The 14910-nt window shown below is 68.8% G+C and carries 18 protein-coding genes; 8 read left to right on the top strand and 10 right to left on the bottom strand.

Annotated elements, in window-relative coordinates; all coding sequences use genetic code 11:
- Positions 1–5: 5 nt before the first annotated feature.
- Positions 6–917, bottom strand: a complete 912-nt coding sequence (gene mreC, locus SFC76_RS11250; RefSeq protein WP_322849562.1) for a rod shape-determining protein MreC — start codon at positions 915–917, stop codon at positions 6–8.
- A gap of 42 nt (positions 918–959) precedes the next feature.
- Positions 960–2000 carry a rod shape-determining protein gene (locus tag SFC76_RS11245; protein ID WP_038660014.1) on the bottom strand — a complete coding sequence of 347 codons (1041 nt, stop codon included), beginning with the start codon at positions 1998–2000 and terminating at the stop codon, positions 960–962.
- Between the two features lie 130 nt (positions 2001–2130).
- Between SFC76_RS11245 and mutL the strand changes: the two genes are divergently transcribed.
- Positions 2131–3975 carry a DNA mismatch repair endonuclease MutL gene (gene mutL / locus SFC76_RS11240; RefSeq protein WP_322849561.1) on the top strand — a complete coding sequence of 615 codons (1845 nt, stop codon included), beginning with the start codon at positions 2131–2133 and terminating at the stop codon, positions 3973–3975.
- Here mutL and SFC76_RS11235 read toward each other — a convergent pair.
- The 5 genes from SFC76_RS11235 to SFC76_RS11215 all read right to left on the bottom strand — a co-directional run bounded on the left by SFC76_RS11235 (position 3884) and on the right by SFC76_RS11215 (position 6328).
- Entirely contained in the window at positions 3884–4453 is a 570-nt protein-coding gene (locus SFC76_RS11235; RefSeq protein ID WP_322849560.1) for a hypothetical protein, read from the bottom strand. The two genes, mutL and SFC76_RS11235, sit on opposite strands and share 92 nt — an antisense overlap.
- A 72-nt stretch (positions 4454–4525) precedes the next feature.
- On the bottom strand, positions 4526–5128 hold the full coding sequence (rplI, locus tag SFC76_RS11230) for a 50S ribosomal protein L9 (protein ID WP_322849559.1): 603 nt from the start codon (positions 5126–5128) through the stop codon (positions 4526–4528).
- Between the two features lie 11 nt (positions 5129–5139).
- A complete protein-coding gene (gene rpsR / locus SFC76_RS11225) occupies positions 5140–5364 on the bottom strand; it encodes a 30S ribosomal protein S18 (RefSeq protein ID WP_007403456.1) in 225 nt (74 codons plus the stop codon).
- Complete coding sequence (gene rpsF, locus SFC76_RS11220; protein WP_322849779.1) at positions 5364–5813, bottom strand: 30S ribosomal protein S6; 450 nt, start codon at positions 5811–5813, stop codon at positions 5364–5366. Before rpsF ends, rpsR begins: the two co-directional genes overlap by 1 nt.
- Before the next feature lie 152 nt (positions 5814–5965).
- Positions 5966–6328, bottom strand: coding sequence for an RcnB family protein (locus tag SFC76_RS11215; protein WP_322849558.1), 363 nt, complete (start codon positions 6326–6328; stop codon positions 5966–5968).
- 192 nt (positions 6329–6520) lie between these two features.
- On the opposite strand from SFC76_RS11215, the gene fabD reads away from it, so the two are divergent.
- The 6 genes from fabD (at position 6521) to mltG (ending at position 11402) form a co-directional block, all read left to right on the top strand.
- Positions 6521–7480 carry an ACP S-malonyltransferase gene (fabD, locus tag SFC76_RS11210; RefSeq protein ID WP_322849557.1) on the top strand — a complete coding sequence of 320 codons (960 nt, stop codon included), beginning with the start codon at positions 6521–6523 and terminating at the stop codon, positions 7478–7480.
- Positions 7481–7511: 31 nt separating this feature from the next.
- Positions 7512–7937, top strand: coding sequence for a GxxExxY protein (locus tag SFC76_RS11205; protein ID WP_322849556.1), 426 nt, complete (start codon positions 7512–7514; stop codon positions 7935–7937).
- 1 nt (position 7938) lies between these two features.
- Complete coding sequence (fabG, locus tag SFC76_RS11200; RefSeq protein WP_322849555.1) at positions 7939–8679, top strand: 3-oxoacyl-[acyl-carrier-protein] reductase; 741 nt, start codon at positions 7939–7941, stop codon at positions 8677–8679.
- A gap of 116 nt (positions 8680–8795) precedes the next feature.
- Positions 8796–9032, top strand: coding sequence for an acyl carrier protein (locus SFC76_RS11195; protein ID WP_019515010.1), 237 nt, complete (start codon positions 8796–8798; stop codon positions 9030–9032).
- 140 nt (positions 9033–9172) lie between these two features.
- Positions 9173–10429 carry a beta-ketoacyl-ACP synthase II gene (gene fabF, locus SFC76_RS11190; RefSeq protein ID WP_322849554.1) on the top strand — a complete coding sequence of 419 codons (1257 nt, stop codon included), beginning with the start codon at positions 9173–9175 and terminating at the stop codon, positions 10427–10429.
- 4 nt (positions 10430–10433) lie between these two features.
- On the top strand, positions 10434–11402 hold the full coding sequence (gene mltG / locus SFC76_RS11185; RefSeq protein ID WP_322849553.1) for an endolytic transglycosylase MltG: 969 nt from the start codon (positions 10434–10436) through the stop codon (positions 11400–11402).
- Positions 11403–11408: 6 nt separating this feature from the next.
- On the opposite strand, the gene bla is transcribed toward mltG, so the two are convergent.
- Positions 11409–12278 (bottom strand): subclass B3 metallo-beta-lactamase, encoded by an 870-nt coding sequence (gene bla, locus SFC76_RS11180; protein ID WP_322849552.1) that lies wholly within the window; start codon positions 12276–12278, stop codon positions 11409–11411.
- Between the two features lie 93 nt (positions 12279–12371).
- Here bla and SFC76_RS11175 point away from each other — a divergent pair, with 93 nt between their 5' ends.
- Complete coding sequence (locus tag SFC76_RS11175) at positions 12372–13241, top strand: LysR family transcriptional regulator (protein ID WP_322849551.1); 870 nt, start codon at positions 12372–12374, stop codon at positions 13239–13241.
- Positions 13242–13262: 21 nt separating this feature from the next.
- On the opposite strand, the gene eda is transcribed toward SFC76_RS11175, so the two are convergent.
- Both eda and glk read right to left on the bottom strand, forming a co-directional pair.
- Positions 13263–13868, bottom strand: a complete 606-nt coding sequence (eda, locus tag SFC76_RS11170; protein ID WP_322849550.1) for a bifunctional 4-hydroxy-2-oxoglutarate aldolase/2-dehydro-3-deoxy-phosphogluconate aldolase — start codon at positions 13866–13868, stop codon at positions 13263–13265.
- 14 nt (positions 13869–13882) lie between these two features.
- A complete protein-coding gene (gene glk, locus SFC76_RS11165) occupies positions 13883–14848 on the bottom strand; it encodes a glucokinase (protein ID WP_322849549.1) in 966 nt (321 codons plus the stop codon).
- Positions 14849–14910: the final 62 nt, after the last annotated feature.

The raw sequence follows: 14910 nt of genomic DNA, 5'->3' as shown, positions 1-14910 counted from the left end.
CCCGCTCAACGCGCGGGCGCGGGCGCGGACGGCGTCGCGGGAGGGGCGATCGCCCGCGGCGGCGGGGGCGGCGGCAACGGCATGAACGGCCGCTCGACCAGGGCGAAATCGAGCGAGTCCGGCGCGGCGAAGGGGATTGCGAGGACGCTGTCCGAGCCGTTCGTCTCGACCTGCGCGACCGGCACGCCGGGCCCGTAGAGGCCGCCCGTGCCCGAAGTGACGAACATGTCGCCGGCGGCGAAGCGGACGTTGGTCGCGTTGACCGAACGGATGTCGACGCGGCCGTCGCCGCGGCCGGCGGCGATCGCCGGCATGCCGTCGCGGGTGCGGCGCACCGGCACCAGGCTCTCGGGATCGGTGACCAGCAGCACGCGCGCGGCGAACGGCCCGGATTCGAGCACGCGGCCGACCAGCCCCTCGGGACCGCGGACCGGCATGCCGGGCGTCACGCCCTGCACCCGCCCGGCGTCGAGCAGGGCGAAGCGCCGGCCGCTCGACGCGGTCGAGGCGACGAGGCGCGCGGCGACGACCGGCTCGGGCGTGCGGTCACGGACCTTCAGCAGCGCGCGCAGCCGGCGGTTGTCGTAGGCGATGACCCGCGCCTTGGTGAGCAGAGCGCGGTGGCGCTTGGCCTCGGCGCGCAGATCGGCGTTCTCGCCATGGACGTGGAACCAGGTGCCGATCGCCTCGGGCACCGACGCGACCGCGTCGACGCCGGCGTCGAGGACGCTGGCGACGGGCGCGGTGACGCTCGCCACCGCCATCCGCACCGCGCTGAACGCCGGCGGATTGAAGATGGAGGCGGCGAGCAGCGCGGCACCGACCACCGCGCCCGCCACTGCGAGCACGTAGCCGAAGAACGCACTATACTGCCGTCGCCGCGAGAAACCCGTGCGACGGTCGCGGGCAGGCGCCATGCGCCGATGTCCCCCCGTCTCGTGTGAAAGAACGCCCGCGGCTTAGCCGGTCTGCAGCACGCCGCGGAACATCGGATCTTCGAGCGCGCGGCCGGTGCCGAGCGCGACGCAGGTCAGCGGGTCCTCGGCGACGGTGACCGGCAGGCCGGTCTCGTCGCGCAGCACCTCGTCCAGCCCTTCGAGCAGCGCGCCGCCGCCGGTGAGCACGATGCCCTGATCGACGATATCGGCGGCGAGTTCGGGCGCGGTATTCTCGAGCGCGACGCGGACGCCCTCGACGATCGTCGCGACCGGCTCGCTCAGCGCCTCGGCGATCTGGCCCTGGTTGATCTGGATCTCCTTGGGCACGCCGTTGACGAGGTCGCGACCCTTGACGAAGATGATCTTGCCGATGCCGTCGGCGGGCGGGCGGGCGATGCCGACCTCCTGCTTGATCCGCTCTGCGGTGGCTTCGCCGATCAGCAGATTGTGGTTGCGGCGGACGTAGCTGACGATCGCCTCGTCCATCTTGTCGCCGCCGACGCGGACCGAGGTGGTGTAGGCGAGGCCGCGCAGCGACAGCACCGCGACTTCGGTGGTGCCGCCGCCGATGTCGACCACCATCGAGCCGATCGGCTCGGTGACGGGCATGTCGGCGCCGATCGCCGCGGCCATCGGCTCCTCGATCAGATAGACCTGGCTCGCGCCCGCGTTCGACGCCGCGTCGCGGATCGCGCGGCGCTCGACCTTGGTCGAGCCCGACGGCACGCAGATCACGATCTCGGGCCAGCGCGCGAACTTGCGGGGGCCGTGCACCTTGCGGATGAAATGCTTGATCATCTCTTCGGCGACGTCAATGTCGGCGATGACGCCGTCGCGTAGCGGCCGGATCGCCTCGATCGAGCCCGGCGTCTTGCCCATCATCAGCTTGGCGTCGTCGCCGACCGCCTTGACCCGGCGGACGCCGTTGATCGTCTCGACCGCGACCACCGACGGCTCATTGAGCACGATGCCGCGGCCGCGGACATAGACCAGCGTGTTCGCGGTGCCGAGATCGATCGCCATGTCATGGGACATGAATTTGAAGAAGCGAGGAAATGCCATCGGGCGCTAGGTTCCGTATGCGGGACGCGGGAGTTCCATGAGACCCGCCGCAGACCGTGTCGGTCACGAAGTTCGTCACGTCTGGCGGAGGGGCTCGCGGGATGCGTTCGCTTGGTATAGAGCTTGCGCGGTGTCAATACGCCGTCTGCCTGAACATCTCGTCAACCGTATCGCCGCCGGTGAAGTGGTGGAAAGGCCCGCCAGCGCGTTGAAGGAATTGGTCGAGAATGCGATCGATGCGGGTGCCCGGCGGATCGCGATAACCCTCTCCGAAGGCGGCCTTTCGCGGATCGAGGTGGCGGACGACGGGTGCGGCATGACCCCCGCCGACATGGCGCTGGCGCTGGAACGGCACGCCACGTCGAAACTGCCGGAGTCGCTGGTCGGCGACGAGGGCGCGATCGAAATGGTCGCCACGCTGGGCTTCCGCGGCGAGGCGCTGCCGTCGATCGCCAGTGTCGCGCGGCTGACGATCGAAAGCCGAGTCGCGGGGGCCGAGGGCTGGGCGCGGACGATCGACAATGGCGTGCTGGTCCGCGAGGGGCCGGCCGCGCTGCCGCCGGGGACGCGGGTGATCGTCGAGGCGCTGTTCGGGCGGGTGCCGGCGCGGCGCAAGTTCCTGCGCTCGCCGCGCGCCGAATATGCCGCCTGCCTCGATGCGGTGCGGCGGCTGGCGATGGCGCGCTGCGACATCGCCTTCACGCTCGAACACGACGGCCGCCGCGCGCTGGCGGTGACTCAGGCGGAGGAGCGGCCGGAGCGCGTCGCGGCGCTGACGGATCGCGCGCTCGCCGACAATGCGGTGCCGATCGACCTCGAACGGCCGACCGACGCCGGGCCGCTGGTGCTCGGCGGGGTGGCGAGCATCCCGACCTACAATCGCGGCGTCGCCGATCACCAATATCTGTTCGTCAACGGCCGACCGGTGCGCGACCGGCTGCTGATGGGTGCGATCCGCGGCGCCTATGCCGAGATGCTGCCGCGCGACCGGCATGCGGTGGTGGCGTTGTTCCTCGACGTGCCGGCGAGCGAGGTCGACGTCAACGTCCACCCGGCGAAGACCGAGGTGCGCTTCCGCGATCCGGCGCTGGTGCGCGGGCTGATCGTGTCGGGGCTGCGGCGCGCGTTGGACGCCGCCGGCCACCGCAGCGTGCAGCGGCCGAGCGCGGAAGCGCTGGCGATGTGGCAGCCCGAAACTCCCGCTCCGCCCGCGGGGGGGGCAGGTTGGGGGCTGCCGGAGACGTTAGGTATCGATGCGATGTCCGCGGCCCTCGACACCGCGCCGCGCGGGGAGGGGCTTTATGGGGGCGTGCTCGATCATCGGCCGACCTTCTTCACCGCGCCGCCGGCAGCGCGCGCCGAACCCGCTTGGGCACCGCCGCCGCAGACCACGTCGCATCCGCTCGGCGTCGCGCGCGGGCAGGTTGCCAAGACCTATATCGTCGCCGAAGCGGAGGACGGGCTGGTGCTGGTCGACCAGCATGCCGCGCACGAACGGCTGGTGCTCGAACGGATGCGCGCCGCGCTCGCCGGCGGGCGGGTCGCGTCGCAGGCGTTGCTGATCCCCGAGGTGGTCGAGCTGGAGGAGCCCGCCTGCGACCGGCTCGAGGCGCGTGCCGCCGAACTCGCCGAACTCGGCCTCGACCTCGAACGGTTCGGGCCGACCGCGATGCTGGTGCGCGCGACGCCGGCGCTGCTCGGCCAGGCCGACCCGACCGGGCTGGTCACCGATCTTGCCGACGAACTCGCCGCATTCGACCAGGCGCTATCGCTGCGCGAGCGGCTGGATGCGGTGGCGGGGACGATGGCCTGCCACGGCTCGGTGCGGGCAGGGCGGGTGCTCGGCGTCGCCGAGATGAACGCGCTGCTCCGCGAGATGGAGGCTACGCCGCATTCGGGCCAGTGCAACCATGGCCGCCCGACGTGGGTGAAGCTGGCGCATGGCGATATTGAAAAACTGTTCGGCCGCCGATGAGCGAATCCTCGAACAGCCAGGCCTCGGCGGCGCCGCGCTCGGCGAAATAGGCGATGCCCTCGCGCCCAGGCGCGGGCAGACGGTTAATCTGCTGGCGCGACAGCGACATGCCGACGACGAAGGCCATGCGGCGCGAGCGCAGGTCGGGATCGCGCGTCATCGCCATGAACGCCTCGACGACCTCGCGGCTCTGGATGCGCATGCCCGACGCGTCGGTCAGCGTCAGATGCTGGTTGGGACCGCAATGGAGCAGGCCGAGCGCGTCGCAATAGGACTGCCGGAACGCCGCGACGTCTTCCACCAGGAAAAACCCCGCCGACGTGACGGTGACGAGGTGACGAGGTGACGAGCGGGGTCGACGGCGATGCTGAAACGGGCTGGCATGGATTAGTCCATAATGGTCGATGTCTTTCGCGTGAGTTAACGCGTTGATTATCGGTGACCATTTTGGGTGTCGCCGGACGGCGCCAGCGGACATGCCATTTTATGGAAAAGGCCGCCCGGATCGCTCCGAACGGCCTCTTTCAATATATGAAGGCGAACGCGGGGCTCAGCCCTGCGCCGGCGCCTCGTCGGCGGGCTCGTCCTGCACTTCGGCAGTCGCGCCCGGCTCGGCGTTGGGATCGTAATCCTCGGTGAAGCCGGCTTCGTCGCGCTCGAACATCGACGACATGACGTCGACGCCCGATGCCTGCATCTCGGCCTCTTCCGGCGAGCGTGCGACGTTGACCTTGACGGTCACGGTAACCTCGGGGTGCAGCGCGACGCGCACGGTGTACAGGCCGATCGACTTGATCGGCTTGTCCAGCACCACCTGGCTCTTGGTGACCTTGTGGCCGTCGGCGACGAGCGCCTCGATCAGATCGCGGACCGCGACCGAACCGTAGAGCTGGCCGGTGTTCGACGCCTGACGGATCAGGGTGACACTCGCGTCCTTGAACGAACCCGCTTCCTTCTCGGCTTCGCCGCGACGGTTGGCGTTGTCGCTCTCGATGCGGGCGCGGTTCGCCTCGAACACCTTGCGGTTGGCTTCGTTGGCGCGCAGCGCCTTCTTGTTCGGCAGCAGGAAGTTGCGGGCGAACCCGTCCTTGACCTTCACCACGTCGCCGATGGCGCCGAGCTTCTCGACGCGCTCAAGCAGAATGACGTCCATGTGTCCGTTCCTTACTTAACGACGTAGGGCAGCAGGCCCAGGTGGCGGGCGCGCTTGATCGCCTGGGCGAGCTCGCGCTGCTTCTTGGCGCTCACCGAGGTGATACGCGACGGCACGATCTTGCCACGCTCGGACACGAAGCCCTGGAGCAGACGGACGTCCTTATAGTCGATCCGCGGCGCATCCTTGGCGCTGAACGGGCACGACTTGCGGCGGCGGAAAAACGGGCGAGCCATTATGCGGCCTCCTCTTCACGGTCACGACGGGGGGCACGGTCCGGACGATCGCCGCGATCACCGCGGTCGCCGCGCGGGCCACCGTCACGGCCGCCTTCGCGATCGCCACGACGCTCACGATCGCGCTCCTGCTTGCGCATCATCACGGTCGGACCCTCTTCCAGCCCATCGACCTTGACGGTCATGTAGCGGATGACGTCTTCGTTGATCTGCGTCTGGCGCTCCAGCTCGGCGATCACGGTGCCGGGGGCATCGATCTCGAGCATGACGTAATGCGCCTTGCGGTTCTTGGCGATGCGATACGCGAGGCTGCGCAGGCCCCAGGTCTCGGTCTTGACGACCTTGCCGCCATTGTCTTCGATGATCTTGGTGGCGGTTTCCGCCAGCGCGTCCACCTGCGCCTGTGCCAGATCCTGGCGCGCAAGGAACGTGTGCTCGTACAGAGCCATGCCTTGTCCTTCGTTGGCCGATCGCTGACGCCGCCCCATGCGACGCCCCTCCGACTGTCGTCTCAAACATAAAAACCGGGGCGGAGAGACTGGCTCTCCACCCCGGATGTCGCTCTCATACGCCGAAGCGGCGAAAAGGCAAGCCTTGGTGCTTAGCGGAACGAGCGCTGGATCACCCGCACGACGGTGCCGTTGTCGCGAACGAGAACCGCGTCATTGCCCGAGCGCGCCCAATACTGGCCGCGCGGCGGGGCGGCGAGGCGATAGGTGCGATAGTCGCGGACGACGCGATAGTTGGTCGCGTAGCGGCGATCGAAGCGCTGGCCGGCACGCCAGGCGCGCGGACCGTTGTTGCGGACGGTGGTCCGCTGCGTGACGACGGTGCGGCCGTTCGGGCGCTGCTTGACCGTGGTGACGGTGCGCTCGCGCTGCACGGGGGCGGCGTCGGCGGCGGCGAGTGCCAGCGGGCTGGCGACCAGGGTTGCGGCGATCGCGCTCAGGATCAGCTTCTTCATTGTAATCACTCCCATTTGCAAACCGGCGCCGTGTCCGGCGTCGACACAAGAGATAGGGGCGACTTGTCGCACACCTCTCCCGCCGATTCCCGAAAACGGTCGCAAGGTGTCGCAACTCCGAGAGGTTCGTTCAGGTTGCGTGAGGGCCGCAGCGGTCCTAGTGGCGCGCTCCTGTTATAGAGGAGACGCGCGATGCGGGCATTCATCTTCCCCGGCCAGGGCAGCCAGGCGGTCGGTATGGGCAAGGCGCTGGCCGAGGCGAGCCCGGTGGCACGCGAGGTGTTCGGCGAGGTCGACGAGGCGCTCGGCCAGCATCTGTTCCGGCTGATGGCCGAGGGGCCGGGCGAGGATCTGCAGCTCACCGCCAATGCGCAGCCGGCGATCATGGCCAATGCCATCGCCACGCTGCGCGTCGCCGAGCGCGAGGGCGGCATCCGTCTTGCCGACAAGGCCGATTATGTCGCGGGCCATAGCCTGGGCGAATATGGCGCGCTGTGCGCGGCGGGGGCGTTCGACCTTTCCACCACGGCACGGCTGCTGCGCCTGCGCGGCGAGGCGATGCAGGCGGCGGTGCCGGTCGGCGAGGGGGCGATGGCGGCGCTGCTCGGCGCCGATCTCGCCAAGGCGCAGGCGATCGCCCGCGCCGCGCTGGACGCGATCGCGGCGGAGGGTGGCGGCGACCTCGTCTGCACCGTCGCCAACGACAACGATCCATCGCAGGTGGTGATCTCCGGCCACCGCGCCGCGATCGAGCGCGCGGTGGCGCTGGCGAAGGAACACGGCGCCAAGCGTGCGGTGCTGCTGCCGGTCTCCGCGCCTTTCCACTGCCCGCTGATGCAGCCCGCCGCCGACGCGATGGCGGCGGCGCTCGCGGAGGCGCGGATCGCTGCGCCTCTGGTGCCGGTCTACGCCAACGTCGACGCGGCACCGATCGCCGACCCCGACGCGATCCGCGCGGCGCTGGTCCGCCAGGTGACGGGCATGGTGCGCTGGCGCGAATCGGTGCTGGCGATGGCCGAGGCGGGGGTGACGCAGTTCGTCGAATTCGGCGGCAAGGTCCTCGCCCCGATGGTCAAGCGCATCGCCCCAGACGTCGACGCGATCAGCGTCGTCACGATGGACGACATCGAGGATTTGCTAAAGAAGGTGTGATGTTCACGCGGAGGCGCGGAGGCGCGGAGAGATGGATCTTGAGGCGGCCGCAGCCGATGTCATTGATGTATCCTTGCGACTTCACCGGCAATTGGGTCCGGGCCTGCTCGAAAGCGTCTACGAAACCGTGCTTGCGGCTAAGATGGCGGCACTCGGTTATGCCGTGGGACGACAGCGACCAATCGCTATCGATTTCGAAGGGCTGCATTTCGACGCGGCATTTCGTATCGATCTCATCATCAATGACCGCTTGTTGGTCGAGATAAAATCGGTCGAGCGGCTGAATGCCGCTCATGCTAAACAATTGCTGACATACCTTCGGCTTACCAAGCAGCCGCTGGGTTTGCTCCTGAATTTCGGTGGCGAGACGTTGAGGGAGGGCATCCGTCGCGTCGTTAACGGCCACACCCCCTTTGCGCCTTCGCGCCTTCGCGTGAACAAAAATTTCGGAGACTAACATGTTCGATCTTACAGGCATGACCGCGCTGGTTACCGGCGCTTCGGGGGGCATCGGGTCCGCCATCGCCAAGGCGCTCGCGGGGCAGGGGGCGACGCTCGCAGTGTCGGGGTCGAACGCCGACAAGCTCGAGGCGTTTCGTGCCGGGCTCGGCGGGGCGCATGTCGCGGTTCCCTGCGATCTGTCGGATGCCGCCGCGGTCGACGCGCTGGTGCCGCAGGCGGTGCAGGCATTGGGCGGGCGGCTCGACATCCTCGTCAACAATGCCGGCGTGACGCGCGACAATCTGACCATGCGGATGAAGGACGACGAATGGGACCAGGTGATCCGCGTCAATCTGGAAGCCGCGTTCCGCCTCGTCCGCGCCGCCGCGAAGCCGATGATGAAGCAGCGGTTCGGCCGCGTCGTGTCGATCACCTCGGTGGTCGGGCAGACCGGTAATCCCGGCCAGGCGAATTACGCCGCATCGAAAGCCGGCCTCGTCGGCATGTCGAAGGCGTTGGCGCAGGAGCTGGCCAGCCGCAACATCACCGTCAATTGCGTCGCGCCGGGCTTCATCCGCTCGGCGATGACCGACGTGCTGCCCGAGGCGCAGAAGACCGCGCTGCTGGGGCGGATTCCCGCCGGCGACCTCGGCACCGGCGAGGATATCGGCGCTGCCGTCGTATACCTCGCCAGCCGCGAGGCGGGATATGTCACCGGCCAGACCTTGCACGTCAACGGCGGTATGGCCATGATCTAGGCAGGTTGGGGCTGATCACAACGATCGACCTTAACAGACGCTTGCCACCCGCACGCCTGCGTTCTACGGGCGTTCGGGAAGAACGAAACACCCCCAAAGCGAAGAGGGAATATACCATGAGCGAGACCGCCGACCGCGTGAAGAAGATCGTCGTCGAGCATCTCGGCGTCGAAGCCGACAAGGTGACCGAGGACGCGAGCTTCATCGACGACCTGGGTGCCGACAGCCTCGACATCGTCGAGCTCGTCATGGCGTTCGAGGAAGAGTTCGGGGTCGAGATCCCCGACGATGCCGCCGAGAAGATCACGACCGTCAAGGACGCGATCACCTATATCGACGAGCACAAGGGCTGAGCCTTCGGCTTGCCCGCGCCCGCTGAGGGCCGGATCTGAACGGCTCCCCGTCCCCGATTGTGAGGGCGGGGGGCCGTTTTTCGTAATAGCCGCCCGTTTCCGTCGGACGGCGACCTGTTTGGACTGGATGGAGTAAGGGTATGCGGCGCGTTGTCGTAACCGGTTTGGGTCTGGTGACCCCGCTTGGCGCGGACGTCGAGACCGCCTGGGCGAACCTGATCGCGGGCAAGTCGGGCGCCGGCCCGATCACGCGTTTCGACGCGTCGGACCAGAAATGTCTGATCGCCTGCGAGGTCAAGCCGGCGGATCACCCTTATGGCTTCGATCCCGACAAGCGCGTCGACCACAAGGTCCAGCGCCAGGTCGATCCGTTCATCGTCTATGGCATCGATGCCGCCGGCCAGGCGCTCGAGGACGCGGGCCTCACCGAGATGAGCGAGGCGGAGCGGTTCCGCGCCGGCTGTTCGATCGGTTCGGGGATCGGTGGCCTGCCGGGGATCGAGAGCGAATCGCTCGTCCTCGCCGAAAAGGGACCGAAGCGGGTCAGCCCGCATTTCGTCCACGGCCGGCTGATCAACCTGATCTCGGGTCAGGTTTCGATCAAATACGGGCTGATGGGGCCGAACCATGCGGTGGTCACCGCCTGTTCGACCGGTGCGCATTCGATCGGCGACGCGGCGCGGATGATCGCGCTCGACGATGCCGACGTGATGCTCGCGGGCGGGTCCGAGAGTACGATCTGCCCGATCGGCATCGCCGGCTTCGCCGCGGCGCGTGCGCTCAACACCAGCTTCAACGACCGGCCCGAACAGGCCAGCCGCCCCTACGACCGCGACCGCGACGGCTTCGTGATGGGCGAGGGCGCGGGCGTCGTCGTGCTCGAGGAATATGAGCACGCCAAGGCGCGTGGCGCGAAAATCTATTGCGAGGTGGTCGGTTACGGCCTGTCGGGCGACGCCTATCACGTCACCGCGCCGGAGCCCGAGGGATCGGGCGCGTTCCGCTCGATGGAGATGGCGATGAAGCGTTCGGGCCTCGCGCTGACCGACATCGATTATATCAACGCGCACGGCACCTCGACGATGGCCGACATGATCGAGCTCGGCGCGGTCAAGCGGCTGTTCGGCGATGCGATCGGCGGCCTGTCGATGAGTTCGACCAAGTCGGCGATCGGCCATCTGCTCGGCGGCGCCGGCGCGGTGGAGAGCATCTTCTGCATCCTCGCGATGCGCGACCAGATCGTGCCGCCGACGCTCAACCTCGACAATCCCTCCGAGGGTGCGGAGGGCGTCGACCTCGTGCCGCACGTCGCGCGCAAGCGCGAGGTGCGCGCGGTGCTGAACAATTCGTTCGGTTTCGGCGGCACCAATGCCTCGCTGGTGATGAAGGCGATCTGACGCCATGCGCAGGGTCGGTTGCCTCGGTCTGCTGATCGGCCTCGTCGCGATCGTCGCGGCGTTTCTGGTGGTGCAGGGCTGGGGCGGCAGCGGCCCGGCGCCGCGGACGCTCACCGTGCAGGTGGCGGAGGGCAGCAGCCTCGCGTCCGCCGCGCGCGAACTGGAGAAGGCGGGGGCGATCCGTTCGGCGGGCCGCTTCCGCTTGCTCGCCCGCGTGTTCGGATCGGGCGAGCCGATCAAGGCGGGCGAATATCGCATCCCCGCGCACACCAGCCCGGCCGACATCCTCAAGATGCTGCAAGGCGGCAAGGTGTTGCAGCGGCTAGTGGTGGTACCGGAGGGCTATCCTTCCGTGCTCGTCCACGAGGCGCTGAAGAAGGCCGACGGCCTGACCGGCGACGTGCCGGTGCCGGCGGAGGGGTCGGTGCTGCCCGACAGCTACGCCTTCCAGCGCGGCGATACCCGCGCGAGCGTGGTGGCGCGGATGCAGAAGGCGATGCGCGACTATCTCGCCGCCGCCTGGGCCAAGCGCAAGCCGGGGATCGCGGTGACCACACCCGAACAGGCGATCATCCTCGCCTCGATCGTCGAGAAGGAAACCGGCAAGCCCGCCGAGCGGCGTACCGTCGCGGCGGTCTATGGCAACCGGTTGCGGCAGGGGATGCCGTTGCAGGCCGATCCGACGGTGATCTATCCGATCACCAAGGGGCGGCCGCTGGGGCGGCGCATCCTGCGATCGGAACTGCACACGAAGAACGGCTACAACACCTATGCCGAGGCGGGGCTTCCCGCCGGGCCGATCGCCAATCCCGGGCGGGCGTCGATCGATGCGGTGCTCGATCCGGCGGCGTCGAAGGCGCTGTATTTCGTCGCCGACGGGACCGGCGGGCACGTGTTCGCGGACACGCTCGCGCAGCACAACGCCAATGTGCAGAAATGGTATGCGATCCGGCGCGCGCGGGGGGAGATGTAGCGCGCGTCAGCGCGCGGCCCCGTCCTCGCGCAAGCGCCCGTCGAGCTTGCGGCGTGACGAGGCGGCATAGGCGCGGCAGGCGCCGGGTGTCGTACGGAAGCGATCGGTGGCGCCGTCCTGATCGGCGTGCGCGGTGATCAGCAGATCACATGGCAGCGTCTGCATGACCGAATAGCTTTTGCGGAAACCGGCGACGATCGGGCGGCTCGTGGCGGCGGTATAGCTATAGCCGTCGCTCGACACGGGATTGAGGCTGGCGGCGAAGACGATCGTCCTGCACTTCTGGCGAACGCAGGACCGCCAGCTCCAGCTCGTGCTGCCCATCGTATGACCGGGCGTCGCATGCGCGGTTACGGTGGTGCGCCCCAGCGTCAGCCGCTCGCCGTCCCCGACCACCCGGACCGCGGCGACGGCGGGAAAGCGGCTGTCATAGCCGCGCTGCGGATCGTCCGCGGCGAGACGGCCGGATCGCAACCCTTCGGCGGCGCGGGCGCTGGCGATCACCGTCGCGCCGGTCGTGCGGGCAAGCGCGGCGATGCCACCGGCATGATCGAAATGCGGTTCGGTGCTGAGGATGTAGCGAATGTCGCGTGGCCGGAAGCCTAGCCGCCTGACATTGGCGAGGATCGCCGGCGCGGCCTGCGGCAATGCGCCGTCGATCAGGATCAGCCCCTTGCCCGTGTCGATCAGCGCGACGTTGAGCCCGCCGAAGCCCACCAGATAGCTGTCGCCGAACACCCGTACCGGCGGCCGCGGCGCCAGCCATTCGGCGACGTGATCTCCGACGATCGGCCGGGTGAGGGGATCGTTGTGCTGCATTGTAGCCACGGGCGTGGTCTGCGCGGCGAGCATGGCGGCAACGAGGCTGGCGATCATGGACGGCTCTCCTTCGCTCCCCGAATGCCCCCGGTGGCGATGCCGCACAAACCATCTTCCCTCGCCTCGGCCATGAGGATTATTCATGGCGGGATGGATCGTGCCCAGCTCCCGCTCAATGCCTTGCGCGCCTTCGAGGCATCGGCGCGGCATCTCAATTTCACCCGCGCCGCGAGTGAGTTGTTCGTCAGCCAGGGGGCGGTGAGCCATCAGGTCGCGGCGCTGGAGAAGCGGCTGGGCACCCCGCTGTTCCGCCGCCTGCCGCGCGGACTGGCGCTGACCGACGAAGGGCAGGCGCTGGTGCCGGTGCTCGCCGAGACGTTCGACCGGATCGGCGCGACGCTCGACCGGTTCGCCGGCGGACGCCTGCAACATCCGCTGGCGATCGGCGTGGTCGGCACGTTCGCCACGGGCTGGTTGCTGCCGCGGCTCGAACGCTTCGCCGCGCGCCATCCGCACGTCGACGTCCGGCTCTCGATCAACAACAACCGCGTCGATCTGGCAGGCGAGGGGATCGACGGCGCGATCCGCTTCGGGGACGGCGCATGGCACGGCACGCATGCCGAACCGCTGCTTGCCGCACCGCTGACGCCGCTCTGCGCGCCACGCATCGCCGCGCGGTTGCGTAGCCCGGCCGATCTGCTGCGCGAACCTCTGCTGCGCTCGTACCGGACCAGCGAGTGGGAAGGGTGGTTCGCCGAGGCGGGGCTTTCCCCGCCGGCACTGCGCGGGCCGTTGTTCGACAGTTCGGCGGTCATGGCGAGCGCGGCGATGGCGGGGCTGGGCGTCGCGCTGGCGCCGCGCGCGATGTTCCTGCGCGAACTCGCCGCGGAGCAGCTCGTCCAGCCGTTTGCGATCGAGATCGATGCCGGCCGCTACTGGCTGACGCATCTGCTCTCGCGCAAGCCGTCGCCGGCGATGCGGTCGTTCCGGGATTGGCTGCTGACGGAGGCGGGGGACTGATCCGCCGCCTCCGCCCTGTCGTCAGCGGCGCAGATCGCTCGCCGCGCGGGCCTTGGCCTCGACCTCGGCCATCGAGCCGCCGGTCACCCAGCTGCCGCCGACGCAGAGCACCGGCTTGAACGCCAGCCAGTCGGGCGCGCTCGCCTCGGTGATGCCGCCGGTCGGGCAGAAGCGGCATTGATAGAAGGGCGCGGCCAGCGCCTTCAGCGCCTTCAGCCCGCCCGACGTCTCGGCGGGGAAGAACTTGAAATGGGTGAGGCCGAGGTCGAGCCCGCGCATGATGTCGCCCGCGGTCGCGGTGCCCGGCAGATAGGCCACGGCCGCATCGAGGATCGGCTTGGCCAGCCGCTCGGTGAGCCCCGGTGAGACGATGAACTCGACGCCGGCGTCGATCACCTGCCGCGCCTGTGCCTCGTTGACGACGGTGCCGGCGCCGACGATCGCGCCCGGGACCTTCTTCATCTCGGCGATCGCCTCCATCGCCGCGCCGGTGCGCAACGTCACCTCGAGCACCTTGAGGCCGCCGGCGACGAGCGCCTCGGCCAGCGGCCGCGCGGTAGCGGCGTCGTCGATCACCAGCACCGGGATGACGGCGCTGGTCTGCATGATGGTGGCAATGTCGGTCATGACGCAGGAGCCTCTTATATGTGTTCTTGGGCGAAGGCCGCGGCGGCGCCGAACAGGCCCGGCTGCGGATGGGTGATGAGCTTGACGGGGATGCCCGCCATCATGTTCTGGAACCGGCCCTTGGCGACGAAGCGCTGGTCGAAGCCGGAACGGATCAATTTGTCCTTGATGCGCAGGCCGAGCCCGCCGGCGATCACCACCGCCTTTGCGCCATGCGCCAATGCGAGATCGCCCGCGACCGCGCCGAGCGCGAGGCAGAAGCGGTCGAGCGCGGCGAGCGCGATCGAATCGGTGCCGTCGAGCGCCTCGGTCCAGATCGTCTTGTCGTCGCGGCTGGGGACGGCGCGGCCTTCCAGTTCGGCGAGCGTCTCGTAGAGCGCGACGATGCCGGGGCCGGAGCAGATCCGCTCCGCCGAGACGCGGGTATAGGTGCGGCGCAGGCGCTTGACGAACGCGTCCTCGATGCCGTCGAGCGGCGCGTAATCGACGTGCCCGCCTTCGGTGGGCAGCACGTGATAGCGGCCCTTGGTCTTGAACACCTGCGCGACGCCGAGCCCGGTGCCGGGGCCGCAGACCGTCGTCACGCCCTCGGTAGGCAGCGGGGTATCGGGGCCGCAGAGATGCTCGAAATCCGCATGCGGGAGCTGCGCGACGGCATGGCCGACCGCGCCGAAATCGTTGATGACGGTATAGATGTCCGCACCGAGCCGCTCGGGGATCAGCGATGGGCGGATCACCCAGGGATTGTTGGTCAGGCGGATGATGTCGCCGGTGATCGGCGAGGCGACCGAGATCGCCGCCGCCTTCGGCAGGGGCGAACCGTGGCGCGCGGCGAACGCCTGCCAGGCGGTCTGGAGGCTGGCGTGTTCGGCGGTCTTGAGCGTCACCGGCTCGCCGAGCGCGACGACATGGCCGTCCTCCACCTCTGCGATGGCGAAGCGGGCATGGGTGCCGCCGATATCGACGCTGACGAGCTGCATTTCTGTTCTCTCCTGACGTTCCGCTCTCACCCTCACCCATCGCCGGCTTCGCCGTCTTTCCC

The sequence above is a fragment of the Sphingomonas sp. CD22 genome (assembly GCF_034556155.1).
In the GTDB taxonomy this organism is placed as follows: Bacteria; Pseudomonadota; Alphaproteobacteria; order Sphingomonadales; family Sphingomonadaceae; genus Sphingomonas.
This window is presented reverse-complemented; position numbering and strand designations above follow the sequence as displayed.

Coding starts and splice junctions, on each gene's coding strand:
- SFC76_RS11195 (WP_019515010.1), top strand. CDS start 8,796: ATGAGCGAGACCGCCGACCGCGTGAAGAAGATCGTCGTCGAGCATCTC.
- SFC76_RS11245 (WP_038660014.1), bottom strand. CDS start 2,000: ATGGCATTTCCTCGCTTCTTCAAATTCATGTCCCATGACATGGCGATC.
- SFC76_RS11215 (WP_322849558.1), bottom strand. CDS start 6,328: ATGAAGAAGCTGATCCTGAGCGCGATCGCCGCAACCCTGGTCGCCAGC.
- bla (WP_322849552.1), bottom strand. CDS start 12,278: ATGATCGCCAGCCTCGTTGCCGCCATGCTCGCCGCGCAGACCACGCCC.
- SFC76_RS11175 (WP_322849551.1), top strand. CDS start 12,372: ATGGATCGTGCCCAGCTCCCGCTCAATGCCTTGCGCGCCTTCGAGGCA.
- glk (WP_322849549.1), bottom strand. CDS start 14,848: ATGCAGCTCGTCAGCGTCGATATCGGCGGCACCCATGCCCGCTTCGCC.
- eda (WP_322849550.1), bottom strand. CDS start 13,868: ATGACCGACATTGCCACCATCATGCAGACCAGCGCCGTCATCCCGGTG.
- mltG (WP_322849553.1), top strand. CDS start 10,434: ATGCGCAGGGTCGGTTGCCTCGGTCTGCTGATCGGCCTCGTCGCGATC.
- SFC76_RS11235 (WP_322849560.1), bottom strand. CDS start 4,453: ATGTCCGCTGGCGCCGTCCGGCGACACCCAAAATGGTCACCGATAATC.
- SFC76_RS11205 (WP_322849556.1), top strand. CDS start 7,512: ATGGATCTTGAGGCGGCCGCAGCCGATGTCATTGATGTATCCTTGCGA.
- rpsR (WP_007403456.1), bottom strand. CDS start 5,364: ATGGCTCGCCCGTTTTTCCGCCGCCGCAAGTCGTGCCCGTTCAGCGCC.
- fabF (WP_322849554.1), top strand. CDS start 9,173: ATGCGGCGCGTTGTCGTAACCGGTTTGGGTCTGGTGACCCCGCTTGGC.
- fabG (WP_322849555.1), top strand. CDS start 7,939: ATGTTCGATCTTACAGGCATGACCGCGCTGGTTACCGGCGCTTCGGGG.
- rplI (WP_322849559.1), bottom strand. CDS start 5,128: ATGGACGTCATTCTGCTTGAGCGCGTCGAGAAGCTCGGCGCCATCGGC.
- mreC (WP_322849562.1), bottom strand. CDS start 917: ATGGCGCCTGCCCGCGACCGTCGCACGGGTTTCTCGCGGCGACGGCAG.
- rpsF (WP_322849779.1), bottom strand. CDS start 5,813: ATGGCTCTGTACGAGCACACGTTCCTTGCGCGCCAGGATCTGGCACAG.
- fabD (WP_322849557.1), top strand. CDS start 6,521: ATGCGGGCATTCATCTTCCCCGGCCAGGGCAGCCAGGCGGTCGGTATG.